The organism is Massilia sp. 05N420, from assembly GCF_056397205.1.
In genome coordinates, this window is the sequence record NZ_JBFTMX010000009.1 from 104,035 (window position 1) to 130,351 (window position 26,317).

The 26,317-nt window shown below is 64.6% G+C and carries 22 protein-coding genes; 13 read left to right on the forward strand and 9 right to left on the reverse strand.

Translation table 11 applies throughout. From position 1 onward, the window contains the following. The first annotated feature begins 60 nt into the window (after positions 1-60). The 8 genes from AC1DIX_RS07765 (at position 61) to can (ending at position 9,878) form a co-directional block, all read left to right on the forward strand. Positions 61-1,038 (forward strand): DUF3667 domain-containing protein, encoded by a 978-nt coding sequence (locus AC1DIX_RS07765; protein ID WP_477323332.1) that lies wholly within the window; start codon positions 61-63, stop codon positions 1,036-1,038. Between the two features lie 136 nt (positions 1,039-1,174). After that, positions 1,175-2,077: an NAD kinase gene (locus AC1DIX_RS07770; protein WP_477323334.1), complete on the forward strand. Its 903-nt coding sequence runs from the start codon at positions 1,175-1,177 to the stop codon at positions 2,075-2,077. A gap of 35 nt (positions 2,078-2,112) precedes the next feature. Next, a complete protein-coding gene (recN, locus tag AC1DIX_RS07775) occupies positions 2,113-3,777 on the forward strand; it encodes a DNA repair protein RecN (RefSeq protein WP_477323336.1) in 1,665 nt (554 codons plus the stop codon). Positions 3,778-3,791: 14 nt separating this feature from the next. Further along, complete coding sequence (hemH, locus tag AC1DIX_RS07780) at positions 3,792-4,895, forward strand: ferrochelatase (RefSeq protein WP_477323338.1); 1,104 nt, start codon at positions 3,792-3,794, stop codon at positions 4,893-4,895. Between the two features lie 371 nt (positions 4,896-5,266). Then, positions 5,267-5,824: a nucleotide exchange factor GrpE gene (gene grpE / locus AC1DIX_RS07785; RefSeq protein ID WP_477323339.1), complete on the forward strand. Its 558-nt coding sequence runs from the start codon at positions 5,267-5,269 to the stop codon at positions 5,822-5,824. A 96-nt stretch (positions 5,825-5,920) separates the two neighbouring features. Then, the gene (gene dnaK, locus AC1DIX_RS07790; protein ID WP_442122849.1) at positions 5,921-7,864 is read left to right on the forward strand and encodes a molecular chaperone DnaK; all 1,944 of its coding nucleotides are present in this window, start codon (positions 5,921-5,923) and stop codon (positions 7,862-7,864) included. Positions 7,865-7,996: 132 nt separating this feature from the next. Next, a complete protein-coding gene (gene dnaJ, locus AC1DIX_RS07795) occupies positions 7,997-9,118 on the forward strand; it encodes a molecular chaperone DnaJ (protein WP_477323340.1) in 1,122 nt (373 codons plus the stop codon). 85 nt (positions 9,119-9,203) lie between these two features. After that, entirely contained in the window at positions 9,204-9,878 is a 675-nt protein-coding gene (gene can / locus AC1DIX_RS07800; RefSeq protein ID WP_442122851.1) for a carbonate dehydratase, read from the forward strand. Positions 9,879-10,003: 125 nt separating this feature from the next. Here the strand turns inward: can and AC1DIX_RS07805 are convergent, their stop codons facing one another. The 4 genes from AC1DIX_RS07805 to gntR all read right to left on the reverse strand — a co-directional run bounded on the left by AC1DIX_RS07805 (position 10,004) and on the right by gntR (position 14,174). Continuing rightward, entirely contained in the window at positions 10,004-11,062 is a 1,059-nt protein-coding gene (locus tag AC1DIX_RS07805; protein WP_477323342.1) for a porin, read from the reverse strand. A gap of 27 nt (positions 11,063-11,089) precedes the next feature. Then, positions 11,090-12,418 carry an MFS transporter gene (locus AC1DIX_RS07810; RefSeq protein ID WP_477251566.1) on the reverse strand — a complete coding sequence of 443 codons (1,329 nt, stop codon included), beginning with the start codon at positions 12,416-12,418 and terminating at the stop codon, positions 11,090-11,092. A gap of 35 nt (positions 12,419-12,453) precedes the next feature. Next, on the reverse strand, positions 12,454-12,933 hold the full coding sequence (locus tag AC1DIX_RS07815; protein ID WP_477323389.1) for a gluconokinase: 480 nt from the start codon (positions 12,931-12,933) through the stop codon (positions 12,454-12,456). Positions 12,934-13,145: 212 nt separating this feature from the next. Next, positions 13,146-14,174, reverse strand: coding sequence for an HTH-type transcriptional regulator GntR (gene gntR / locus AC1DIX_RS07820; protein WP_477323344.1), 1,029 nt, complete (start codon positions 14,172-14,174; stop codon positions 13,146-13,148). 91 nt (positions 14,175-14,265) lie between these two features. On the opposite strand from gntR, the gene AC1DIX_RS07825 reads away from it, so the two are divergent. Next, the gene (locus AC1DIX_RS07825; protein WP_477323346.1) at positions 14,266-14,637 is read left to right on the forward strand and encodes a nucleotide pyrophosphohydrolase; all 372 of its coding nucleotides are present in this window, start codon (positions 14,266-14,268) and stop codon (positions 14,635-14,637) included. 2 nt (positions 14,638-14,639) lie between these two features. On the opposite strand, the gene AC1DIX_RS07830 is transcribed toward AC1DIX_RS07825, so the two are convergent. The 3 genes from AC1DIX_RS07830 to AC1DIX_RS07840 all read right to left on the reverse strand — a co-directional run bounded on the left by AC1DIX_RS07830 (position 14,640) and on the right by AC1DIX_RS07840 (position 18,295). Further along, entirely contained in the window at positions 14,640-16,241 is a 1,602-nt protein-coding gene (locus tag AC1DIX_RS07830; protein ID WP_477323348.1) for a methyl-accepting chemotaxis protein, read from the reverse strand. 220 nt (positions 16,242-16,461) lie between these two features. Continuing rightward, positions 16,462-16,827 (reverse strand): DUF4844 domain-containing protein, encoded by a 366-nt coding sequence (locus AC1DIX_RS07835; protein ID WP_477323350.1) that lies wholly within the window; start codon positions 16,825-16,827, stop codon positions 16,462-16,464. Positions 16,828-16,840: 13 nt separating this feature from the next. After that, positions 16,841-18,295, reverse strand: a complete 1,455-nt coding sequence (locus tag AC1DIX_RS07840; RefSeq protein ID WP_477323352.1) for an NAD-dependent succinate-semialdehyde dehydrogenase — start codon at positions 18,293-18,295, stop codon at positions 16,841-16,843. A gap of 231 nt (positions 18,296-18,526) precedes the next feature. On the opposite strand from AC1DIX_RS07840, the gene AC1DIX_RS07845 reads away from it, so the two are divergent. The 3 genes from AC1DIX_RS07845 (at position 18,527) to AC1DIX_RS07855 (ending at position 22,265) form a co-directional block, all read left to right on the forward strand. Further along, complete coding sequence (locus tag AC1DIX_RS07845) at positions 18,527-19,288, forward strand: gamma-glutamyl-gamma-aminobutyrate hydrolase family protein (protein ID WP_442122859.1); 762 nt, start codon at positions 18,527-18,529, stop codon at positions 19,286-19,288. Positions 19,289-19,404: 116 nt separating this feature from the next. After that, the gene (locus AC1DIX_RS07850; protein WP_477323354.1) at positions 19,405-20,775 is read left to right on the forward strand and encodes a glutamine synthetase family protein; all 1,371 of its coding nucleotides are present in this window, start codon (positions 19,405-19,407) and stop codon (positions 20,773-20,775) included. A 32-nt stretch (positions 20,776-20,807) separates the two neighbouring features. Continuing rightward, on the forward strand, positions 20,808-22,265 hold the full coding sequence (locus AC1DIX_RS07855; RefSeq protein WP_477323356.1) for an aspartate aminotransferase family protein: 1,458 nt from the start codon (positions 20,808-20,810) through the stop codon (positions 22,263-22,265). A gap of 42 nt (positions 22,266-22,307) precedes the next feature. On the opposite strand, the gene AC1DIX_RS07860 is transcribed toward AC1DIX_RS07855, so the two are convergent. Further along, positions 22,308-23,765, reverse strand: a complete 1,458-nt coding sequence (locus tag AC1DIX_RS07860) for a high affinity choline transporter 1 (protein WP_477323358.1) — start codon at positions 23,763-23,765, stop codon at positions 22,308-22,310. Between the two features lie 135 nt (positions 23,766-23,900). Here AC1DIX_RS07860 and AC1DIX_RS07865 point away from each other — a divergent pair, with 135 nt between their 5' ends. Continuing rightward, a complete protein-coding gene (locus AC1DIX_RS07865) occupies positions 23,901-25,385 on the forward strand; it encodes an aldehyde dehydrogenase (protein ID WP_477323360.1) in 1,485 nt (494 codons plus the stop codon). 175 nt (positions 25,386-25,560) lie between these two features. Here AC1DIX_RS07865 and AC1DIX_RS07870 read toward each other — a convergent pair whose 3' ends face one another. Further along, on the reverse strand, positions 25,561-26,316 hold the full coding sequence (locus tag AC1DIX_RS07870; RefSeq protein WP_442122864.1) for a LytR/AlgR family response regulator transcription factor: 756 nt from the start codon (positions 26,314-26,316) through the stop codon (positions 25,561-25,563). Position 26,317 lies beyond the last annotated feature (1 nt).

A 26,317-nucleotide genomic window follows, 5' to 3' on the forward strand; every position in this document is an offset into this window, starting at 1 on the left:
TGCATTTTTGCAATTAAATGGTTAACATGCTTGCCTGTGTGCCGTTTGCCGGGAATTGCCGTGAACTCTGAAGCCGCCTCCGAAGTCGTCCTCCACCACCATGCCGCCAGCGATTGCCCGAACTGCGGCGCCGCCGTGTCCGGGAATTTCTGCCACCAGTGCGGGCAGGAGACCGTGCTGCATCCACCCAGCACGCGCGAATTCCTGCACGAGTTCATCGGCCACTACGTGGCGCTGGAAGGCAAGCTGTGGAAGACGATGAAGCTGCTGCTGCTCAAGCCCGGCCAGCTGAGCCTCGAATACATGCAGGGACGCCGCGTACGCTATATCCAGCCGCTGCGCGTCTACCTGACCTTCAGCCTGATCTTCTTTGCCCTGTTTAAGTTCATGGGCGAGGATCACCATATCGGTGACGTCAAACTCGAAGGTGTTCCGGTGATCCAGGTCGATCCGGGAGACAAGAAACATGCGGCGCCCGCGACCGCACCCGAAGCGCCGCCGGCCAAGCCCGAAGCGCAGGCAAGCGCCAAGCCGGATGAGAACGAGGGCGACGACCCGCATGCGAAGACGGCCACCTTGCAGAAGGACGAGGAGGACGACAAGTCGGGCTTCGAATCGTTCATCGAGAGCATCGTCAGCTCGACCAGCGAGGACAATGGCGCCAAGGCAAAGAAGGCCTTCTACAGCTACGCACCCTACGCGGTGTTCGCCATGATGCCGCTGTTCGCCCTGTTCCTGAAGATCCTCTACCTGGGTTCGGGCAAGCGCTACGGCGAGCACCTGCTGTTCGCGCTGCACACGAATGCCTTCGCCTTCCTGATGCTCACCCTCATCATCCTCCAGAAGCCGCTGCGGATTCCCTACGTCGGCAACTTGCTGGGCCTGTGGCTGGTCTTCTACCTGCCGACCGCGATGCGGCGGGTGTACGGCGGTTCGCGCAAGCTCACGGCGCTGCGCTGGTGCACGCTGATGTTCCTGCACCTGCTGGCGCTGTCCTGCGCCATCGGTGTGGCGGTAGCGCTTGGCGCCTCGCACTGATCCGAATCTTGCCGGATGCGCGCCGGGCAAATATACTGTGCGTTTGTACAGTAATCGCTGAGCGGCCGTATGGCAGAAGCCGGGAGAATCGGTTAATCTCCCCCGTGTCGTTTTTCATTACCGCCGAGATTTCCCTATGCCCGCTACGCCCGAATCGCAACAAACCATCGCGCTGGTCGTGCGGCACAACACCGCCGGCATCGACGAGCCGGTGCAGACCATCGTCGACTTCCTGCGTGGTGCCGGCTACCTGCCGGTGCTGGAGCTTGATACGGCCGGCCACGTGAAGGTGGATGGTGTGACCGCGATGACGATCGACGAGATCGGCCGGCAGGCCAGCACCGCCATCGTGGTCGGCGGCGACGGCACCATGCTGGGCGTGGCGCGCCAGCTGGCCCGCTACAAGGTGCCCCTCATCGGCATCAACCAGGGGCGCCTGGGCTTCATGACCGACATCCCGATCGGCCGCATGCTGCCGGCGCTGGCCGAGATCCTCAGCGGCAAGGCCCGCGGCGAGGAGCGCACCCTGCTCGAGGCCCGCCTGGTGCGCGACGGCAAGGAGATCCACTGCTCGGTGGCGGTGAACGACGTCGTGGTGTCGCGCGGTTCCGGCGCCGGCATGGCCGAACTGAAGGTCACGGTGGACGGCACCTTCATGTACAACCAGCGTTCGGACGGCCTGATCGTCTCCACGCCCACCGGCTCGACCGCCTACGCGCTGTCGGCCGGCGGCCCGCTGCTGCATCCGAGCCTGGCCGGCATCGTGCTGGTGCCGATTGCGCCGCACGCGCTGTCGAACCGTCCGATCGTGGTGCCGGACACCAGCGACATCGTGGTCGAGATCATGAATGGCCGCGACATCAGCGTGAACTTCGACATGCAGACTTTCACGAGCCTGCAGCACGGCGACCAGATCATGATCTCGCGCTCGCCCGACACCATCACCTTCCTGCATCCCGAAGGGTGGAGCTACTACCACACCCTGCGCGAAAAGCTGCACTGGAACGAGTATCCGTCCAGCGACGGCAAGCTCAAATAAACCAAGCATTCCGAAACCAGGAGACCTGTTTCTTCATGTTGCGCACATTGACCATCCGCGACTTCGTCATCGTCGACACGATCGAACTCGAGTTCTCGAATGGCTTCACGGTCTTCACTGGCGAGACCGGAGCCGGCAAGTCGATCCTGATCGATGCGCTGCAGCTTGCGCTGGGCGGGCGCGGCGACGCCAGCATGGTGCGCGAGGGCGCGGCCAAGGCCGACATCAGCGCCGACTTCGCGCTCACGCCGGCGGCCACCGCCTGGCTCGAGCAGAACGAGTTCGGCGTCGAGGAGGGCGGGGCGCTGCTGCGCCGGGTGATCGACAATGCCGGCCGCTCGAAGGCCTACATCAACGGCATCGCCGCCACCGCCGGCCAGTTGCGCGAGCTGGGCGAAATGCTGGTCGACATCCACGGCCAGCACGCCCACCAGTCGCTGCTCAAGCAGGATGCCCAGCGCGCCCTGCTGGACAACCAGATCGCCGTGCGCAATCCGGAAGCCACGGCCCAGGTGCAGGCGGTCGCCAGTTGCTACAAGGCCTGGCGCGCGCTGTCGCGCCAGCGCGAGGAATTCGAGACCAATGCGAAGAACGTGCTGCTCGAACGCGAGCGGCTCGAATGGCAGGTCGGCGAGCTCGATAAACTGGCCGTGAAGCCGGGCGAATGGACCGAGATCACCAACGAGCACAGCCGCCTGTCGCATGCGGCCAGCCTGCTCGAGGGCGCGCAGGAAGCCCTGAACGCGATCTCCGAAGCCGAGCAGCCGATTTTGTCGCAGCTGTCCTCGCTGAACCAGAAGCTGGGCAAGCTGGCCGACGTCGACGCCGGCCTGCAGAACGTGCTCGACTGCATGGAGCCGGCCCGCATCCAGCTGCAGGAAGCGGTGTACGCGCTGAACGACTACATCGACAAGGTCGAGCTCGACCCCGAGCGCCTGGCCCAGGTCGATGCGCGCATGGATGCGATCCACGGCACCGCCCGTAAGTTCCGCGTCACGCCCGAGGAGCTGCCGGACGAGCACGCCACGCTGAAAGCCAAGCTGCGCCAGCTGGCCGATGCCAGCGACGTCGACGGCCTGCGCCGCCAGGAACAGCAGGCCAAGGCCGCCTACCTGGAAGTGGCGGGCCGCCTGTCCGCCACGCGCCGGGAAGCGGCGCAGCGTTTGAGCGAGCAGGTGTCGGAAGCGATGCAGGAACTGTCGATGAGCGGCGGCCGCTTCGTGGTGTCGCTGAATCCCAGCGAGCCGGCCGTGTACGGCATGGAGCAGGTCGAATTCCTGGTCGCCGGCCATGCCGGCGTCGCGCCGCGTCCGCTGGCCAAGGTGGCCTCGGGCGGCGAACTGGCGCGCATCTCGCTGGCGATCTCCGTCATCACGTCGAACGCCACCACGGTGCCGACCCTGATCTTCGACGAGGTCGATACCGGCATCGGCGGCGGCGTCGCCGAGGTGGTGGGCCGCCTGCTGAAGCGCCTCGGCCATAGCCGCCAGGTGCTGTGCGTGACCCACCTGCCGCAGGTGGCGAGCCAGGCCAACCAGCACTTCCAGGTGGCCAAGGGCACGACCGGCGACGGCAAGACGGTCTCGCGCATCGACGTGCTGGACAAGAAGGAAAGGGTGGAAGAGGTGGCGCGCATGCTGGGCGGCATCGAGATCACCGAGACTACCCGCAAGCACGCACGCGAGCTGCTGGCTTCATGAACCTCCGCCACTTTATGCCCTTCAGAAAAGAACCGCCCCACACCCACGGCACGGTCGCCAAAAGCGCCGTCGTGCTGGTCAACCTCGGCACGCCCGATGCGCCCACCCGGGCGGCGGTGCGCCGCTACCTGAAGCAGTTCCTGTCCGATCCGCGCGTGGTGGAGATCCCGCGCGCCGTCTGGAACCTGATCCTGCATCTCGTCATCCTGCCTTTCCGCTCCGGCAAGTCGGCGGAAAAGTACGCGATGATCTGGACCCGCGAAGGTTCGCCGCTGAAGGTGTACACGGCGCGGCAGGCGGCGAAGCTGGCGGAACTGCTCGGCGAGCGCGGCCACGAGGACGTCGAGGTGGCGATGGCGATGCGCTACGGCTCGCCGGCGCTGCCGGAGGTGCTGGACGAACTGAAGGCGAAGGGCGTCGACCGCATCGTGGTGCTGCCGGCCTATCCGCAGTATTCGGGCACGACCACGGCCTCGATCTGGGATGCCGTCTACGCCCACTACGCCCAGGTGCGCAACATTCCCGAGCTGCGCCTGGTCAAGCACTACCACGACCATGAAGGCTATATCGAGGCGCTCGCCGACTCGGTGCTGGAATACTGGGAAGCCCACGGCCGCGGCGACAGGCTGGTGATGAGTTTCCATGGCGTGCCCAAGCGGACCCTGACCCTGGGCGACCCGTATTACTGCGAATGCCAGCGCACCGCGCGCCTGCTGGCGGCGCGCCTGCGCCTGTCGCCCGAGCAGTACGTGGTCACCTTCCAGTCGCGCTTCGGGCGCGCCGAGTGGCTGCAGCCCTACACGGCGCCGACCGTGCAGCAGCTGGCGCGCGAAGGCGTCAAACGCATCGACGTGATGTGCCCCGGCTTCACCAGCGACTGCCTGGAGACGCTGGAAGAGATCAATATGGAAGTGCGGCACGAGTTCGAATCGAACGGTGGCCAGGACTACCACTACATTCCCTGCCTGAACGATAACCCGGCCTGGATCACGGGGCTGGCGGAAATTGCCGAGCAGCACCTGATCGGCTGGCCCACCATGATGAGCCCATCACAGCGCGAGGCCCGGCGCAAGGATGCGGACGTGGCGCGCGAGCACGCGGCAGGCCTGGGCGCATAACGCGAATAACCAAGGTGGGCACGGCGTGCCCACGCACGCGGACCTGCTAAAATGGCACGTTTTGCGGCGTCGCCCCGAGTTCCGCCAGGCAGATCGCTGCCAGCGCAAGGGCGGTCCACACCACCACGGCGCCGCTGATCAGATGCAGTCTCATGATCTTTCCCCTGTTCCTATTAGGAAACATGGTAAAGCGGCTAACTGCTGCCGGGTTCTGCTGCCGCGTAAATCCTGTAACAAAAAATGTCAGGATATGCACATGTTAGAGCTGCAATTCCCCTTGAAAACGTAGGGGATCGCCCCATATGGGGCCCGTGTGTTAAGCAGGACAAGTCAATCAATCAGCCAAGTCCTTGATTCTAGGAGTTTTTTCGATGCAAGACCAAGAAAACCAAGAGGTGACCAACCAGCCGGAAGGTGACGCCGCAGCCAACGCAGCGAATGCGGGCCAGGCAACGCCGGCGTCGTCGGAGCCGAGTCTCGAAGAACAGCTGAGCGCCACCGAGGCCAAGCTGGCCGAGATGCACGATGCCTTCATGCGCGCCAAGGCCGAAGCGGACAATATCCGCCGCCGCGCCCAGGAAGATGTGAGCAAGGCCCACAAATTTGCCATCGAAAGCTTTGCCGAGGCCATGGTGCCGGTGCGCGACAGCCTGGAGATGGCGCTGAAGGTCGAAGCCCCTACCGTGGAATCGATCAAGGAAGGTGTCGAGATGACCCTGAAGCAGCTCACCGCCGCGTTCGAGAAGAACCGCCTGGTCGAAGTGATGCCGCAGCCGGGCGACAAGCTCGACCCGAACAAGCACCAGGCCGTCGCCGTCGTACCGTCGGAGCAGGAAGCGAATACCGTGGTCGCAGTATTGCAAAAAGGTTACATGATCGCCGACCGCCTGCTGCGTCCAGCCATCGTGACCGCTGCACAGCCGAAATAAATTTGCTCGTGCTAATTCCAAGCTCTTGAAAGCACGCAGTTTTTCCCTATATTCGACACATCTGAAAACTAAAACTAAGTATTAAAGGAAAATATTATGGGCAAAATCATCGGTATCGACCTGGGCACCACCAACTCCTGCGTGGCGATCATGGAAAATGGTCAGCCCAAGGTCATCGAAAATGCCGAAGGTGCTCGCACTACGCCTTCGATCATCGCTTACCAGGAAGACGGCGAGATCCTCGTCGGCGCGCCGGCAAAACGCCAGGCTGTCACCAATCCGAAAAACACCCTGTTCGCGGTCAAGCGCCTGATCGGCCGTAAGTTCGACGAAAAAGAAGTCCAGAAGGACATCGGCCTGATGCCGTACGCGATCGTCAAGGCCGACAACGGCGACGCCTGGGTCAGCGTGCGCGACAAGAAACTGGCGCCGCCGCAGATCTCGGCGGAAGTGCTGCGCAAGATGAAGAAGACCGCCGAGGACTACCTGGGCGAAGAAGTCACCGAAGCCGTGATCACCGTGCCGGCCTACTTCAACGACTCGCAGCGCCAAGCGACCAAGGACGCCGGCCGCATCGCGGGCCTGGACGTCAAGCGCATCATCAACGAGCCGACCGCGGCCGCGCTGGCATTCGGCCTGGACAAGACCGACAAGGGCGACCGCAAGATCGCCGTGTATGACCTCGGCGGCGGCACCTTCGACGTGTCGATCATCGAGATCGCCGACGTCGATGGCGAGAAGCAGTTCGAAGTGCTGTCGACCAACGGCGACACCTTCCTGGGCGGCGAAGACTTCGACCAGCGCGTGATCGACTACATCATCGACGAATTCAAGAAGATCAACGGCCTCGACCTGTCGAAGGACCCGATCGCCCTGCAGCGCATCAAGGCTTCGGCCGAGCGCGCGAAGATCGAGCTGTCGTCCTCGCAGCAGACCGAGATCAACGAGCCGTACATCGCCATGGCGAACGGCGCGCCGGTCCACCTGAACCTGAAGATCACCCGCGCCAAGCTGGAAGCCCTGGTCGAGGAGCTGATCAACAAGACCATCGAGCCGTGCCGCGTGGCCATCAAGGATGCCGGCATCAAGGTGTCGGACATCGACGACATCATCCTGGTCGGCGGCATGACCCGCATGCCGAAGGTGCAGGAAAAAGTGAAGGAGTTCTTCGGCAAGGATCCGCGCAAGGACGTCAACCCGGACGAGGCCGTCGCAGTCGGCGCCGCGATCCAGGGCTCGGTGCTGGCCGGCGACCGCAAGGACCTGCTGCTGCTGGACGTGACCCCGCTGTCGCTGGGTATCGAAACCCTGGGCGGCGTGATGACCAAGATGATCCACAAGAACACCACGATCCCGACCAAGTTCTCGCAGGTGTTCTCGACCGCCGACGACAACCAGCCGGCCGTGACCATCAAGGTCTACCAGGGCGAGCGTGAAATCGCAGCGGGCAACAAGAGCCTGGGCGAGTTCAACCTGGAAGGCATCCCGCCGGCACCGCGCGGCACCCCGCAGATCGAAGTGACCTTCGACATCGACGCCAACGGCATCCTGCACGTGGGCGCGAAGGACAAGGCCACCGGCAAGGAAAACAAGATCACCATCAAGGCCAACTCGGGTCTGTCGGAAGACGAGATCCAGAAGATGGTGAAGGACGCCGAGCTGAACGCGGAAGAGGACAAGAAGGTCAAGGAACTGGCGGAGTCGCGCAACCAGGCCGACGCGCTGGTCCACTCGACCCGCAAGTCCCTGACCGAGTACGGCGACAAGCTGGACGGCGGCGAGAAGGAAAAGATCGAAGCCGCGATCGCCGACCTGGAAGGCTCGATCAAATCGGGCGACAAGGCCGAGATCGATGCCAAGGTGGCATCCCTGTCGACCGCCGCGCAAAAGCTGGGCGAGAAGATGTACGCCGACATGCAGGGCCAGCAGGCTGGCGCTGCGGGTGCGGCTGGCGCGCAACAGCCGGGTGCTGAATCGGGCGCCAAGGCGGACGATGACGTGGTCGACGCCGACTTCAAGGAAGTCAAGGACGCCAAGTAATGTCACAATAGGGGGTTAGCCGCTCAAGTTAGCTCCCAACGCGGAACATCCCGAGCCGATGCAGCCTTCTGGTGCCCGGCTCGGTTTTTTTGCACAGACAGTTTTTCAAGATAGACAGCAAGGTGCCGACAAATGGCAAAGCGTGATTTTTACGAGATCCTCGGGGTCGCCAAGACTGCGTCGGAAGACGAGATCAAGAAGGCCTATCGCAAGCTCGCGATGAAGTACCACCCCGACCGCAATCCGGATAACAAGGAAGCGGAGGAGAAGTTCAAGGAGGTCAAGGAAGCCTACGAGATGCTGACCAATCCGGAGAAGCGCGAAGCGTACGACCGTTACGGTCACGCCGGCGTCGATCCGAACAGCGGCATGGGCGGCGGTTTCGGCGCCGGCGGTTTCTCGGACGCCTTCGGCGACATCTTCGGCGATATCTTCGGCGGCGGCCGCGGCCGCAGCTCGGGCCCGCAGGTGTACCGCGGCGCCGACCTGCGCTACAACCTCGAGATCACGCTGGAACAGGCAGCCGCCGGCTTCGACACCACCATCCGCGTGCCGAGCTGGGACAAGTGCGATACCTGCCACGGCAGCGGCGCCAAGCCGGGCACCCAGCCGGTCACCTGCTCGACCTGCCACGGCCACGGCCAGGTGCGCATGCAGCAGGGCTTCTTCTCGATCCAGCAGACCTGCCCGAAGTGCCATGGCAGCGGCAAGATCATCCCGGAACCGTGCGCGGCCTGCGGCGGCGCCGGACGCATCAAGCGCAACAAGACCCTGGAAGTCAAGATCCCGGCCGGTATCGACAACGGCATGCGGATCCGCTCGTCGGGCAACGGCGAGCCGGGTACCAACGGCGGTCCTCCGGGCGACCTGTACGTCGAGATCCACATCAAGCCGCACGAGGTGTTCCAGCGCGAAGGCGACGACCTGCATTGCGAAATGCCGATCTCGTTCAGCAAGGCGGCACTGGGCGGCGAGATCGAGGTGCCGACCCTGGGCGGCAAGGTATCCTTCACCATCCCCGAAGGCACCCAGACCGGCAAGGTCTTCCGCCTGAAGGGCAAGGGCGTCAAAGGCGTGCGCTCCGGCTACGCGGGCGACCTGTTCTGCCACGTCGTGGTCGAGACCCCGGTCAAGCTGACCGACAAGCAGAAGGACCTGCTGCGCGAGTTCGAGCGCCTGACCAGGGAGGGCGGCGCCAAGCACAGCCCCCAGAGCAAGGGCTGGATGGATAAAGTGAAGGACTTCTTCGAGTAAGAAGTCGACAACCGCTGGATGGCGCGAGTCCCAGCGGTTTTTTTTGCATTAATAGTTATCTTAAACACAAGGTCGAGAGAATCAGATGCCTAACTCAAAACCCATCACCAGGGAGCTGTTCGCCAAGAACCGCGCCTGGGCGGAATCGGTCGTCGCCAAGCAACCCGATTTCTTTAATTCGCTGGCCGCGCAGCAGGCCCCGGAATACATGTGGATCGGCTGCTCGGACAGCCGCGTGCCCGCCAACGAACTGCTGGGCATGATGCCGGGCGAGATGTTCGTCCATCGCAACGTGGCGAACGTGGTGGTGCACTCGGACCTGAACTGCCTGTCGGTGCTCCAGTTCGCCATTGATGTGCTCAAGGTGAAGCACGTCATCGTCTGCGGTCATTACGGCTGCGGTGGCGTGCACGCGGCCCTCACCGGACGCCGGGTCGGCCTGACCGACAACTGGCTGCGCCACGTGCAGGACGTCAAGCACAAGCACGGCCGCTACCTGGGAGAGATCGTGCAGCCCACCGTCGCCCACGATCGGCTGGTCGAGCTGAACGTGGCCGAGCAGGTGATCAACTGCGCCCAAACCACGGTGGTTCAGGACGCCTGGGACCGCGGGCAGGAACTGACGATCCACAGCTGGGTGTACGGCTTGAAGGACGGCCTGCTGCGCGATCTCGGCATGACGGTGTCCAGCGCCGAGGAACTGACGCAGAAATACGACGCGCTGCTGGCGCGCTACGCGGACGGCTGGACCCCGGCGTGAGCGAGCCGCTGCGGCTGCGCGACCTCGGCATCACGGTCGGCAGCCACCAGGAGGTCCAGCCGAAGCTGGACCTGATCCTGCAGCGTTATCTGGAAAGCGACGCCGGCAACTGAGCCGGCAGGCCGTCAGAAGCGATGGCGCAAGCCCATCGCGAGCTGGCGGTTGCCCGTGCCGGGTTCTTCGCTGTTGCCTTCGGTGTAGGCGGCGCCGTTGTGGTTGTGGATCACGCCGTAGGAGGCGTAGACGTCGCTGCGCTTCGAGAACGCATACATGTAGGCAGCGCCCAGCTGTTGCGCATCCTGGTTGTGCAGGGTGCGGTCGTCCGCCCGCACATAGGTCAGGACCACGGTGCTGGCGCCGAACGGCACCGACGCGCCCAGCAGCAGGTCGCGGCTGTCGGTCGACGCGGTCGGCGGCGCGCCGCCGAACACCGCGGCGCCATTGTTCAGGGGCGCGCTGTTGCGGCCCTTGTTCACCTCGTAGCCGAAGTAGGCGCGCAGGATCCCGAAGTCGTAGTTCGCACCCAGCAGCAGGTTGCGCGCCGGGTCGGTGCCGCTCAGGATCGAGGTGTCGTTGTTCTTGCGGTGATAGGCGATGCGGGCCGACAGCGGGCCGCCGGTGTAGCCGAAGGAGCCGCCGAAGGCCCGTCCGGCGGCGCTGTCGCCGGCGACTTCGCCGGCCACATACATCAGATCGCCGCTGAATCCATTCATATCGGGGCTACGGTACAGCACCGAGTTCGACGCCCGGAATCCGGTCGGCGGCATCAGGTTGTTGGAGCGCACGATGCCGTTGCGCAGCGGGTCGACCACCACGTTGAGCGTGGTGAACAGCGGCGTGTCCTGCAGGCCGGCGGAGACCGAACCGAGGCGGCCGCGCAGGCCGACGATCGAGGTGCGGCCGAACAGCGTGTTGTTCTGGGTCGAGGTGCCGTTGTCGGCGTGGATGCCGCCCTCGATCACGAAGAACGCGGCCATGCCCTGGCCAAGGTCTTCGCTGCCACGGAAGCCCCAGCGGCTCTGGGTGGCCATGCCGCTGGTCACGCGGGTCGAGGTGCCGGCGACGCCGCCCTGGTCCACCGACACGCCCACATCCATCACGCCATAAAAGGCGACCGAACCGTCGGCCAGCGCCGCGCCGCTGCACAGCATGGCTGCGCACATCAGGGAAAACTTGGATTTCATCTTCGTCTTTCTTTTTTTGTTGTTCTATCAGGCGGTCTTGGCCGGTGCGCGTACTGCGGGCTTGCCGGATTCCGGATCGGGAATCGGTTCGATCTTCCCTAGCACGAACACGAAGCAGACGATGCCGATGACGAGGATGACGCCGGCGACGAAGAAGGCATTGGCGAACGAGGCGGTGGCGCCGACGATCATGCCGGTCACGATCGGCGCGGCCGCGCCCATCAGGTTGTTCGCGAAGTTCATGATGCCGCCGATGGTGCCGGCGCCGCCCTTCGGCGCGATCAGCGAAGGCAGCGACCAGCCGACCGGCGCGGCCGAGGCCAGTCCGCCCAGGGCGATCGAGATCCAGAAGATGGCCCAGGCCGGGTCAACGGTCTGGGTGGCGCCGAACACGGCCAGGCCGAAGGTCATGCCGACGATCAGTACGGTCTTGCGCACCTTCGATTCGTTCCTGCCCCGCGAAACCAGGTGGTCGATCAGCCAGCCGCCGACGAACAGGTCGGTCAGGGTGGCGAAGGCCCAGGGGATGGCGGCGAATCCGGCCGACTTCAGGATGCTCATGTGCATCGACTCGACCAGGTAGCCGGGCAGCCAGGTCAGGAACAGGTAGAAGGTGTAGCCGTAGGCGGCGAAACCGATCGTCAGGCCCCAGACCTTGGACTTGGTCAGCAGATAGCCGAGCATATTGAGGGCGCCGGCATCGGCCGGGCCCTCGGGCGCGGCGCCGCCGCGCTGGATGTAGTCGTATTCGGCTTTCGACAGCTTGCGGTCGGCGCTCGGGTCGCGGTACAGCACGTAGAAGGCGATGAAATACAGGAAGCTCAGGGTCGCGGTGAGGGCGAAACCCCAGCGCCAGCCGAAGCTCACCACCGTGACCGCCACCAGCGGCACCCCGATCACGTTCGAGAACTTGGCGGCGGCGTCGAAGATCGCGGTGGCCAGGCCGCGCTCGTTACGCGGGAACCAGTAGCCCGTGGCCTTGGAGCTGACCGGGAAGGCCGGCGCTTCGGCCACGCCCAGCAGGATGCGCGCCACGAAGATGCCGGCGAAGCCGCTCGAGAATGCCGTAATGATCGAGGCCAGGCCCCACAGGAAGGCGCCCCAGCGTCCGACCCGGGTCGGGCCGAAGCGGTCCAGCACCATCCCGACCGGAATCTGCAGCAGCGAATACGACCAGGCGAAGGCGGAAAACAGCAGGCCCAGTTCGACGGCGCTGAGGTGGAACACATCCTTGATCTGGGGCGCCGCGACCGACAGGCCGATGCGGTCGATGTAGTTGATCAGGACGCCCGCGCCGAGCAGCGCGCCGATGCCCCAGCGGCGCCGGGGAATACCTTGTTGTCTGGTTGAGGCCATGCTTGTGTCTCCTATGTCGTGTTGATGAACGGGTTCTAGCGACCCTGGGTATGCAGTATTTCTTCGGTGAGCGCCGGAGGCGTCTTGCTGAGGTCGAGCAGCAGACCGGCTTCGTCCTGCTGCAGGGGTTCGAGGTCGCGCAGCTGGCTGTCGAGCAGCGAGGCCGGCATGTAGTGGGCGGTGCGCGCCAGCATGCGCTGGGCGATCAGCTCGCGCGGGCCACTCAGGTGGGCGAAGCGCAGGTCGGGGTCGGCGGCGCGCAGCAGGTCGCGGTAACGGCGCTTGAGGGCCGAACAGGCCAGCACCAGGCCTTCGCCGCGCGCCCGGGCCGCGGCGATCTCGCCCTGCAGGATGCGCAGCCAATCGGCACGGTCGTCGTCGTTGAGAGGAATGCCGGAAGCCATCTTGGCCACGTTCGATACGCTGTGGAAGGCGTCGCCTTCGAGGAAGCGTACGCCCAGCGCCTGCGCCAGCCGCTGCCCGACCTCGCTCTTGCCGCAGCCGGAGACCCCCATGACGACCCAGCGCGCCGGCGGGGCGGACGGGGTGGGTTCGGGGCTTTGATTGATGGGCTGATGATAAATCATGATAAATTTGGTAGCGTTATCAGGCGTGGCGAGTCTACGCCGATCGATGGTTTTGTAAAGAAGTTTTCATGCTGCGGCGCAGCACGAGCGGAAAACGGTGGATGCCGCGGCCGCTCTCTCGCAAGCGGCCGGGAGAAGGATCAGGCGCTTTCGCGCGCCATCAGGGTGAAGCCGAGATCGATGCGGGTGACGGCGGGCGTTTCGCCGTGGATGACGGCGCGCAGCAGCTGGGCCGCCTCGAAACCGACGCGGTAGCGCGGGGTGGCGATGGTGGTGAGGGAAGGATTCATCCAGGCCGACACCGGCAGGTCGTTGAAGCCGCAGATGGCGAGCCGGGCGGGCACCGCGATGCCGCGCCGCTGGCACTGGAAGATCGCGCCCTGGGCCAGGTCATCGTTGCAGCAGAAGATGGCGTCGCAGTCGGGCGTCACCGACAGCATGCGTCCCAGCAGTTCGGCGCCGAGCGCGATCGTGGAGGGGTCGTTCACCATGGTCTCGAGCAGGGGATCGTACAGGCCGGTTTCCTGCAGGGCGCGGCGGTAGCCTTCGGCCCGCTTCAGCGTGCGCTCGTCGCGCTGGGCGCCCATGAAGCCGATGCGCTTGTAGCCCTTGTCGACGAGGTAGCGGGTCATGGTGTAGCCGGCCTCGATCTGCGAAAAGCCCACCGAGAGCGCGTCCGGCGAACTTGCGAGGTCCATCATCGAGACCACCGGCAATTTCGACGTGGTCAGGATTTTCGTGACCTGCTTGCTGTGGGTCAGGCCGGACAGCAGCACGCCATCCGGGTTCGACTGCAGGTAAATGTTGAGAAGCTTTTCTTCCTCGGCGTCGGAGTAGCGGGTATTGCCGATCAGGATCTGGTAGCCATCCTTTTCCAGCGCGTCCTGGATGCCGGCCAGGACTTCGGTGAACACGGCGTTCGACAGCGACGGCACCAGCACCACGATCACCTTCGACTGCGCCGATGCAAGCGCGCGGGCGGCGCGGTTGGGCACGTAGCCCAGTTCCGCCACGGCCTCCTCGATGCGCGCGCGCAGGGCGGCCGACACCAGCTCCGGCTGGTTGATCGCGCGCGACACCGTCATGGTCCCGACGCCGGCCCGCGCCGCCACCTCGGACAGCGTGACGCGGCCGCTGCTGCGGCTGCGAAGGGTTTCTGGTTTGTTCATCGTCTGGTTTGATAGCGTTATCAGCGCCCTGGTGAGCCCGGCCGCTGTATCATGGCCGTCCCACAAGGGACACTTGTATTGGAGCACGATTATGGCAAATGATTCGGCATTTGGCGACCTCGCCCGGCTGCGGGCGATGGTGCGCGAATTCGTCGACGAGCGCGACTGGGACCAGTTCCACACGCCGAAGAACCTGGCCTGCGCGCTGACGGTGGAAGCGGCCGAGCTGCTGGAGCATTTCCAGTGGCTGCAGCATGGCCGCGCCGAGGAACTCGGACCAAGCAAGCTGGTGGGAGTACGGCACGAGATGGCGGACGTGCTGGTCTACCTGGTGCGCCTGGCCGACAAGCTCGACGTCGACCTGCTGGCGGCGGTGCAGGAGAAGATGGTGCTCAACCGGGCCAAGTACCCGGCCGAGCAGGTGCGCGGCGACGCGCGCAAGTATTATGAGTACAAATCGTAGGATCAGGCAGCCAGCGCCAAACGCGTTGCCGGTGCAGAGCGAACAGCCTGCCCCGCAGTACCAGCCAGGCGGAAGGTACTGACCAGCTCTTCCAGTTGCCCGGACTGCTCCTGCAGCGATTGCGCGGCGGCCGCCGCTTCTTCCACCAGGGCCGCGTTCTGCTGGGTGACGGAATCCATTTCGCCGATCGCCTTGTTGATCTGCTCGATACCGGCTTCCTGTTCCTGGCTCGCGGCCGTGATCTCGCCCATGATGTCGGTCACGCGGCGCACGCTGGCGACGATCTCGCCCATGGTCGAGCCGGCCTGCTGCACCAGGCGGCTGCCCTGGCCGACCTTCTCGACCGAGTCGCCGATCAGGGTCTTGATTTCCTTGGCGGCGGCGGCCGAGCGCTGGGCCAGGTTACGCACCTCGGAGGCCACCACGGCAAAGCCGCGGCCCTGTTCGCCGGCACGGGCCGCTTCCACCGCCGCATTCAGTGCCAGGATATTCGTCTGGAAGGCGATGCCGTCGATGACGCCGATGATGTCGACGATCTTGTTGGCCGATTCATTGATCGAGTTCATCGTGATCACCACGTCGGAGACTACCTCGCCGCCGCGCACGGCCACGTTCGATGCCGACATCGCCAGCTGGTTGGCCTGACGCGCGTTTTCCGCATTCTGCTTGACGGTCGAGGTCAGCTCTTCCATCGAGGAGGCGGTTTCTTCGAGCGCGCCGGCCTGCTGTTCGGTGCGGCTGGACAGGTCCAGGTTGCCGGTCGCGATTTCGTTCGAGGCGGTGGCGAGGGTTCCGGTGCCGCTGCGCACCTGACCGACGATGGTCTGCAGCGAGCCGTTCATGTCCTTCAGGGCTGCCAGCAGTTCGCCGGTTTCGTCGGTCGAATTGACTTCGATGTGGCTGGTGAGGTCGCCGGCGGCGACGGTCTTGGCAACGTCCACCGCGCGGCGCATCGGCAGCGTGATCGAGCGCGTGATGAAGAAGCCGATGGCAACCGCGGCCAGCAGGGCGACGACGGCCACGCCGATCAGCACCATGCGCGCCTGCCTGAACTCGACCTGGCCGGCTGCCAGTTCGGCCTGGTTGCGGGCGGCCTGGGCTTCCACCATTTTCGTGATCTCGGCCAGCCATGCCCTGGTGGCCGGCATGACGCTGGACTTCATCAGGCCGACCGCTTCGTCGTTCTTGTTTTCCCTACCCAGTTGCTGGGTTTTCGCGATCAGGGGCGCCGCCGTGTTGCGCGCGGCCGCGATCTGTTCCAGCTGCGCCCGCAACTGCGGATCGACGATCATCTTGTCGAGGGTGGCGATGGCCCGGTCGTATTCCTGCCATGCGCCTTCGATCGTTTTGGCGAGGTTTGCCATTTCGGCGTCGTCGCTGGTGAGGATGATGTCGCGCACGTTGATGGCGATGCGGCGCTGGACATCGCGCATGTCGGTCACGTTCTTGATCTGGACGTTGTTGTTGTTGACGATTTTGTCCACGGCCGCGTTGAGCGCGTTCATGTTTTCGAGACCGAAGATCGCGACCAGGATCAGCAGGGCCAGCATCAATCCAAAGCCCAGGCCGAGGCGCTGGCCGATCTTCATGTTATTCAGCTTCATTTCTATGGAGTCCTTGTTGTCGAAGAAGGGTGCAGGCGGCCACTGAACATCTGGGGGGCCAGGCAAAACGTAGGCGGAGGTAGGCAGTGCGGTCGCTGCTGGTTGGCGGGGTTGGGGCCAACGCAATGGGGATGTCACTGGTAGTGACAATGAGTGAGATTCTAGTAGGACAAGTCCTACAAAACAATCAAAACGTTGCCGTGTGGAAAATCAACAACGTTCAAATACCTCCCAGATAACAAGCCAGCAGGCCGTCCGAACTTTCGATCCCGAGGAGGTCCATCAGGCGCTCGAGTTCGCTACCGAAGTGTTCCCTCGCCTCGGTATCTTCCTCCTGGACCAGTTCCAGCGACTGCTGGAACTGCTTCATGACCCAGAACTTGGTCGGATGCGCTTCGATGCCGGCCAGCAGGCGCGTGGCCAGGTCGTCCAGCACCACCGCCAGGCGCTCGCGTTCCGCCGACGGGTTCACGCCCGGCAGGTCGGCCAGCTTGGGACCGTCGCGGAAGGCGCGCAGCTGTTCGAGGACGCGCGGCATGATGAACAGCGGCGCATCCTCGACATCGGACATGGGATCGTAGGCCATGTTCGGTCCGTGCTTACATGCCGCCGAGGCAGATGTACTTGATGACCAGGTAGTCGTCCATGCCGTACTTGGAACCTTCGCGGCCCAGGCCGGACTGCTTCACCCCGCCGAAAGGCGCGATCTCGTTCGAGATCAGGCCGGTGTTCACGCCCACCATGCCGGTCTCGATCTGCTCGGCCACGCGCCACACGCGGTTGATATCGCGCGCATAGAAATACGAGGCGAGGCCGAATTCCGTGTTGTTGGCGAGGGCGATGACTTCCTCTTCGGTCTTGAAGCGGAACAGCGGCGCCACCGGACCGAAGGTTTCCTCTTCCGAAATCAGCATGGCCGGGGTCACGTCGGCCAGCACGGTCGGCTGGAAGAAGCTGTGGCCGAGTTCATGGCGCTTGCCGCCCAACAGCAGGCGGGCGCCTTTCGACAGCGCGTCGGCGATGTGGTTCTCCACCTTCACGAGGGCCTTGTCTTCGATCAGCGGACCCTGGTTCACGCCCGGCTCCATGCCGTTGCCGACCTTGAGTCCCTTGACCTTCTCGGTGAAGCGGCGCGCGAATTCGTCGTACACGCCGTCCTGCACATAGATGCGGTTGGCGCAGACACAGGTCTGGCCGGCGTTGCGGTACTTCGAGGCGAGCGCGCCCTCGACGGCAGCATCGAGGTCGGCGTCGTCGAAGACGATGAAGGAAGCGTTGCCGCCCAGTTCCAGCGACAGTTTTTTCACCGTCGGCGCGCACTGTTCCATCAGCAGGCGGCCGACCGGGGTCGAGCCCGTGAAGCTCAGCTTGCGCACGATCGGGTTGGCGCACATTTCGGCGCCGATCGCCTTCGCATCGCCGATCACGACCGAGAACACGCCTTTCGGCACGCCGGCGCGTTCGGCCAGCACGGCCAGGGCCAGGGCGGAGAACGGGGTCAGCTCGGCGGGCTTCAGCACGATCGGGCAGCCGGCGGCGAGGGCTGGGGCCACCTTGCGGGTGATCATCGCGGACGGGAAGTTCCACGGGGTGATGGCGGCGCAGACGCCGATCGGCTCCTTGGTCACGATCAGGCGGCGGTCGCGCGCCGGCGATTCCAGCACGTCGCCTTCGATGCGCTTGGCCTGCTCGCCGAACCATTCGAAGAAGGAGGCGGCGTAGCCGACTTCGCCTTTCGCTTCGGTCAACGGCTTGCCCTGTTCGGCGGTCATGATGGCGGCGAGGTCGTCCGCGTTCTCGAGCATCAGGTCGTTCCACTTGCGCAGGATGAGGGCGCGTTCGCGCGCGGTCTTCTTGCGCCATGCCGGCCAGGCGGCATTCGCGGCTTCGATCGCGCGGCGGGTCTCCTGCGCGCCCATGTGGGGCACGGTCCCCAGCGATTCGCCGGTGGCCGGATTGGTCACCGTCACGGTCTGGCCCTCGCGGGCATCGCACCATTCGCCGTCGATATACGCCTGTTGGCGCAGCAGGGAAGGATCTTTCAGGTTCAGCATGGTTTCCTCGTGCTTGTTCGTATTAGAGGACAAAGATACCACGCAATGCGCTACGTCGTTCCCGCTACTCTTATGCAAGCGCTGCCGTTCGTGTTGGCACCGTTTCCGAGTTGACGATAAGATTTTGTTATCGGTTTTCTGAACAGTTGATCTGCATCAACGGCCACTCGCACCCGGATCAGATTGCAGTATGATGGTCCGTGTGCGCCTCACTTCACAAAGGTAGAGAACATGCGCCCGATCGTTATCGTCCCCGCTTGCACCCGCGATTTCGGAGAACATCCTTATCACGCGGCCCAGCACAAGTATGTCGATGCAGTCGTGATCGGCGCCGATTGCGCGCCGATGATCCTGCCGTCGCTGGGGGAGACGCTCGACCTGGAAACCATGCTCGACCTGTGCGACGGCATCATGCTGACCGGCTCGGCATCGAATGTTCATCCCAGCTATTACTCCGAAGAACTACTCGACCCGACCCTGCCGCAGGATCCGGCGCGCGACCAGACCACGCTGCCCTTGATCCGCGAAGCGGTCAAGCGCGGCATTCCGATCATCGCGATCTGCCGCGGCTTCCAGGAGATGAACGTGGCGCTGGGCGGCAGCCTGTTCCAGGCGGTGCAGACGGTGCCGGGACACTTCGACCATCGCGAGAATCCCGAACTGGGCATGGACGAGCAGTACGGCGATGCGCACAAGATCCGCATCATCGAAGGTGGCATGCTGCACGGCATCCTGGGCAAGGACGAAATTCCCGTCAATTCCCTGCACGGCCAGGGCGTGAACGAACTGGCGCCCGGCCTGACGGTGGAGGCGGTAGCGGAAGATGGCCTGGTCGAGGCGTTTTCCGTCTCCACCTCGCCGGGCTTTACCCTGGCCGTCCAATGGCACCCGGAATGGCGCATCGCCCACAATCCGCACTCGATGAAGATGTTCGGCGCCTTCGGCGACGCCTGCCGTGCCCGCTTTCAATCCAAAAAACGGAAGAACTTATGACCGCCTATGAAAAATGGGCGGCCCGCTCCGTTCCATAGCGCCCCTGTTCAGATCAACCCGCGCGCCGCGGGCCGCGTTTGCGCGCCCGCGTTCATTCAAGGAACAGAGGAACCATCATGGCTATCCGCGACAATTTTTCATACAACGACATGGACGAGTGGCTCAACGGTAAGCGAGTCACCGAAATCGAATGCCTGGTCCCCGACCTGACCGGCGTCGCCCGCGGCAAAATTTTGCCACGTGTAAAATTTACCGAAGACCGCGGCATGCGCCTGCCGGAGATCGTGCTCGGCATGACCGTCACCGGCAACTCGCCCGAGAACGACGATGCCTTCGACCGCGCGATCTCGACCACCGACCGCGACATGATCCTGAAGGCCGATCCCGGCACCATCACGATGGTGCCGTGGGCCGTCGATCCCACCGCCCAGGTCATCCACGACTGCTATTTCTCCGACGGCCGCCTGGTCGACTTCGCCCCGCGCAGCGTGCTGCGGCGCGTGCTCAAGCTGTACACGCAGAAGGGCTGGAAGCCGCTGGTGGCGCCCGAACTCGAGTTCTACCTGACGGCCAAGAACATCGATCCCGACCTGCCGCTGGCCGCGCCGATCGGCCGCAGCGGACGCTCCGAGACCAGCCGCCAGGTGTACAGCATCGACGCCGTCAACGAATTCGATCCGCTGTTCGAAGACATCTACGACTACTGCGACATGATGGGCCTGGACGTCGACACGCTGATCCACGAGATCGGCGCCGGCCAGATGGAGATCAACTTCCAGCACGGCGAGCCGCTCGGCCTGGCCGACAAGGTCTTCTACTTCAAGCGCACCTTGCGCGAGGCCGCGCTCAAGCACGACATGTACGCCACCTTCATGGCCAAGCCGATGGCGGGCGAACCCGGTTCGGCGATGCACGTGCACCAGAGCGTGGTCGACGGCGAGACCGGCCAGAATATCTTCAGCGACGAAAACGGCGCGCCGTCCGAGCTGTTCCGCTGGTACGTCGGCGGCCTGCAGAAGTACATGCCGTCGGCGATGGCGATCGTCGCGCCCTACGTGAACTCCTACCGCCGCATCGTGCGCCGCACCGCCGCGCCGATCAACCTGCAGTGGGGCGTCGACAACCGCACGGTCGGCATCCGCGTGCCGGTGTCGGGTTCGCAGGACCGCCGCGTCGAGAACCGCGTGATCGGCGCCGACGCCAATCCCTATCTGGCGCTGGCCGTGACCCTGGCCTGCGGCTACCTCGGCATCCAGGAACAGATCGAGCCGACCCCGATGGTCGAGGGCAGCGCCTACAAGATGGAAGTCGAACTGCCGCAGGGGTTGCCGGAGGCGCTCACCCTGCTGCGCCGCGAAGACCGCCTGCGCGACATCCTGGGCGAGCGCTTCATCGACGTCTATTCGGCGGTGAAGGAACTCGAGCACCAGGAGTTCATGACCGTCATCAGCCCGTGGGAACGGGAACACTTGCTGCTGCATGTATAAGAAAGAGCGTCCAATAACGATGGGAGTCGATCATGGCAAGCGACATTGTGACGGCCGACGTGCTCGCGCCGGTCCGGGAGGTGGACAGCCCGGGAACATTTGACACGCGCGCGCTGCAGGAGCTCGACAGCGCGCATTACCTGCATCCCTTCACCGACCATGGCGCGCTGCGCGAACGCGGGGCGCGCGTGATGGTGCGCGGCGACGGCATCTACCTGTGGGATTCTGAAGGCCGCAAGCTCATCGACGGCATGTCCGGCCTGTGGTGCGTGAACGTCGGCTACGGCCGCGCGAGCATGAGCGCCGCAGTGGCCAGGCAGATGGACACGCTGCCTTTCTATAACAGCTTCTTCAACACGACCAATGTGCCGGCGCTGATGCTGGCGGCGCGCCTGGTCGAACTGGCGCGCAAGGTCGATGCGGGCATGCAGCACGTGTTCTTCACGGGCTCGGGCTCGGAAGCCAACGACACCATCGTGCGCATGGTGTGGCGCTACTGGCAGCTGATGGGGCAGCCGCAGCGCCAGGCCATCATCAGCCGCCGCAACGCCTATCACGGCAGCACCGTGGCCGGCGCCTCGCTGGGCGGCATGGACGCCATGCATGCGCAGGGCGCGCTGCCGATACCCGGCATCCACCACATCGGCGAGCCGAACTTCGCCGAGCATGGGCGCGGCATGAGCGAAGCCGAGTTCGGCCTGCACGCGGCCGGCTGGCTGGAAGAGAAGATCCTCGAACTCGGGCCCGACAAGGTGGCCGCCTTCATCGGCGAGCCGGTGCAGGGCGCGGGCGGCGTGATCATCCCGCCGCCGACCTACTGGCCCGAAATCCAGCGCATCTGCGACAAGTACGGCGTACTGCTGGTATCCGACGAAGTGATCTGCGGCTTCGGCCGCCTGGGCACCTGGTTCGGCTGCCAGCTGATGGGCTTCCGGCCCGACCTGATCGCCTTCGCCAAGGGCGTGACGTCGGGCTATGTACCGCTGGGCGGCGTGCTGGTAGGCGTCAGGGTCGCGCATACCCTGGTCGAGAAGGGCGGCGACTTCAACCACGGCTTCACCTATTCAGGCCACCCTGTCGCCTGCGCGGCGGCGCTCGAGAACCTGCGCATCATGATCGATGAAGGCCTGGTCGAGCGCGTTCTGCTTTCGACCGGCCCTTACCTGAAAGCCGCGTTCGGGGCGCTGGCCTCGCATCCGCTGGTGGGACACGCCGAGAGCATGGGCATGGCGGCGGGCCTGAACCTGGTACGGCGCAAGGGCGCCACGCTGCACGACTGCGAAGCCTTCCCGCGCGAACTGGCGGTAGGCATGGTGTGCCGGGGCCATATGTTCGACAACGGGGTGATCATGCGGGCGGTGGGAGACCGGATGATCGTGGCGCCGCCGCTGGTGATGAGCTGTGCGCAGATCGATGAGATGGTGGAGCGGATCAGGTTTTGCCTGGACCTGACTTTGGATGATGTGCGCGGAAGAGGATGGATGGACTGACAAACTGAAAGGCCCCGAACATCAGCCGGGGCCATTTACGATTTACACACTCAACGCCGTCTTGTGCGGCTCATGCCGATTCTTGAGCACCTGCGGCGCCAGCGACCCCACGATCATGCCCGCGAACGCCGCGATCAGCCCGGCCAGCTGTCCCGGGAAATGCTCGCCCAGTGAYGAGAGCTGCGGGAAGAACACGATCCAGACCGCGATGCCGGCCGCGATCGACAGGATCGCGCCCTGGGTGGTGGCGCGCTTCCAGTACAGGCCCATCACCAGCGGCACGAAAGCGCCGACCAGTGTCACCTGGTAGGCCGAGGACACCAGTTCGTAGATCGAGGTACCCTTCATCGCGATCGCGTAGGTCAGCACCAGCGCCGCGAACACGACGATGGTCACGCGCATGGCGAACAGCTGCTGGCGGTCGCTCATCCCCGGGCGCAGGTTCTTGAGGATGTTCTCGGTGAAACTGGTCGACGGCGCCAGCAGGGTGGCCGAGGAGGTGCTCTTGATCGCGGAGAGCAGCGCGCCGAAGAACAGGATCTGCATGATCAGGGGCATCTTCGTCATCACGAAGGTCGGCAGCACGCGCTGGTAATCGCTCTTGGCCAGTTCCATCGCATCGTTGCCCATCACGATCACGGCRCAGGCGACGATGAACATCGGGACGAAGGCGAACAGGATGTAGCTGGCGCCGCCGATCACGGCGCCGGCGCGCGCGGTCGGCGCGTTCTTGGCCGACATCACGCGCTGGAACACGTCCTGCTGCGGGATCGAGCCCAGCATCATCGTCACGGCCGCGCCGACGAAGAAGGCGATGTCGGTGAACTTCGCCTGCGGCAGGAAATTCCACAGGTCCTTCTGCTGGATCATGTGCAGCACGGCGCCAGTGCCGCCGGCCRGCTCGGACGAGAACACGGCGATGATGGACATGCCCACCACCAGCACGATCATCTGGATGAAGTCGGTGATCGCCACCGCCAGGAAGCCGCCGACCACCACATAGATCAGCACGGCCAGGGTACCGACGATCATGCCGGCGGTCTCCGACATCGCGCCGCCGGTCAGCACGGAAAAGACCAGGCCCAGCGCCGTGATCTGCGCCGCCACCCAGCCCAGGTAGGACAGGATGATGGCGGCCGAGCAGAACACCTCGATGCCCTTGCCGTAGCGCGCGCGGTAGTAGTCGCCGATGGTCAGCAGGTTAAGCTTGTACAGGCGAGCCGCGAAGAACAGGCCGACCAGGATCAGGCAGGTGCCGGCGCCGAAGGGGTCTTCGACCAGTCCGTTCAGGCCGCCCTGCACGAACCTGGCGGGAATGCCCATCACGGTCTCGGCACCGAACCAGGTGGCGAAGGTCGTGGTGATCACCATGATCAGCGGCAGGCTGCGGCCGGCCACGGCGAAGTCGGACGTGTTCTTGATCCTCGTGCCGGCCCACATGCCCAGGCCCAGGGTGCCCAGCAGGTAGAGCACGACAGACGTAATCAGGATGGTATTCATTAAGTGCTCCGGGCAGCGGGAAAGAGGAAATTCTGGCTGGAAAAATTCGCGATTATAGCGGCATAAATCGTCAATTGGATCGATTTTGTTTGCTAGTATCGGCCTGACAACAATCATGACTCCAGAGGGGACACAATGACTACCGAATCCTGGCATGAACGTTCCAAAACGGTGCGGATCGACGGCCGCGCCGTCATCGATGGCAGGCGTATTGACGCGGCCTCCGGCGCCCGTTTCGACTGTATCTCGCCGATCGACGGACGCCAGCTCGGCGAGGTCGCGCGCTGCGGTCCCGACGACGTCGACGCCGCGGTCGCCAGTGCCCGCGCCGCCTTCGAGGACGGCCGCTGGTCCGCCAAGGCACCCGCTGATCGCAAGCGCGTGCTGATCCGCTTCGCCGACCTGATGCTGGCCAAGCGCGACGAGCTGGCCCTGCTGGAGACCCTCGACATGGGCAAGCCGATCCGCTACAGCCGCAGCGTCGACGTGCAGCTGGCCCAGAACTGCATCCGCTGGTACGGCGAGGCGATCGACAAGATCTATGACGAAGTGGCGCCCACCGGCCAGGACAGCCTGGCCCTGATTCAGCGCGAGCCGGTGGGCGTGGTGGCCGCCATCATCCCCTGGAACTATCCGATGCTGATGGCGGCCTGGAAGATCGGCCCGGCTCTCGCCGCCGGCAACAGCCTGGTGCTCAAGCCTTCGGAAAAGGCGCCGCTGACTTCACTACGCCTGGCCGAGCTGGCACTGGAGGCCGGCGTGCCGGAAGGCGTGTTCAACGTCCTCCCCGGCTACGGTATTGAGGCCGGCAAGGCCCTCGGCCTGCACATGGACGTCGACTGCATCGCCTTCACGGGCTCGACCCGGGTCGGCAAGCAGATCCTGCAGATGGCGGGACAGTCGAACCTGAAGCGCGCCTGGACCGAGCTGGGCGGCAAATCGGCGAACATCGTCTGCGCCGACTGCCCGGACCTGGACGCTGCGGTGGCGGGCGCGATCGGCTCGATCTACTTCAACCAGGGAGAGAGCTGCAACGCGCCTTCGCGCCTGTTCGTCGAAGAGTCGATCCGCGAGGCCTTCCTGGATAAAGCCCTGGCCCTGATGCCGAAGTATGCGCCGGGCGATCCGCTCGACCCGGACACCGTGATGGGCGCCATCGTCGACGGCATCCAGATGAAGACGGTGCTCGGCTATATCGAAGACGGCAAGGCGGCCGGCGCGCGCCTGCTGGCGGGCGGACGCGCCGCGCGTGCCGAGACGGGCGGCCTGTATATCGAGCCGACCCTGTTCGATGGCGTCGACGCCTCGATGCGGATTGCGCGCGAGGAGATCTTCGGGCCGGTTTTATCCGTGCTGTCCTTTACCGATCTGGATGAGGCGGTGCGGCAGGCGAACAGCACGCCCTACGGGCTGGCGGCGGCGGTGTGGACGGCGGACATGAGCAAGGCGATCCGCACGGCGCGCGGGCTGCGGGCCGGGACCGTGCATGTGAACCAGTACGACAACGACGACATCACCGTGCCGTTTGGCGGCTATAAACAGTCGGGGAATGGGCGCGACAAGTCATTGCATGCGTTTGACAAGTACACGGAGTTGAAGACGACCTGGATTCAGGTGTGAGGAACGGGAACGCAAGGAGCGACCCGCAGCCGCTGACCCGTCGTTCCCGCGAAGGCGGGAATAATGCCCCCGGCATTATTCCCCCCAGGTTCGTAGCGACTCGGCAAACTTGGGTCCCCGCCTTCGCGGGGACGACGTTGACAAGGCGCGGGTCGAAACGAGTTCCGCGCAGCTCTCAAATCGCCATCTCCCGCAACACCTTCGAAGCCTCCCGGCTCGCCGTCAGCATCGTCCCGTCCCGCATCTGGATGAGCAGCTGCGACTGGTCGTCCGCCCGCATCGAATCGACGAAGTCCAGGTTCACCAGCGCCGAGCGGTGCACACGGATGAAGCGGGTTGGATCAAGCTGGGCTTCGAGTTCCGAGATGCCGATGCGGACCAGGAAGGTCTGGCCGCGCGCGGCGATGGCCGTGTACTTCGAATCCGCTTTCAAATATTCGATCTCGTTCAGCGACAGCGGGAAGATGCGGCCGCGGTCGCGCACCAGGATACGTTCGAGGCGGCCAGCGGGTTGACCTTCCTTGCGCCGCGTCGCCTGCTCGAGCGCCGCATCGACGATCTCGCGCGGCGGCATGGGCGCTTCCAGCAGGCGCGCCACCGCGGCGTCGAAGCGGGCGCGCGTAAAAGGCTTGAGCAGGTAGTCGACCGCGTTCAGCTCGAAGGCCGTCACCGCGTACTGGTCGTAGGCGGTGGTGAAGACGATGTCGGGTGCGCAGCTCAGGCGGCGCAGCACTTCCAGGCCGGTCATCTCCGGCATCTGGATGTCCATGAAGACCACGTCCGGGCGGATCCGGTTGATCTGCTCGAGTGCCGTGGCGCCGTCGCCGGCTTCGCCCGCCAGGCGCAGGGCGGGGTGGGCGTAGATGGCGTCGCGCAGCAGGTCGCGGGCCAGCGGCTCGTCCTCGGCGATGAATACGGTTTTCGTGTTCACA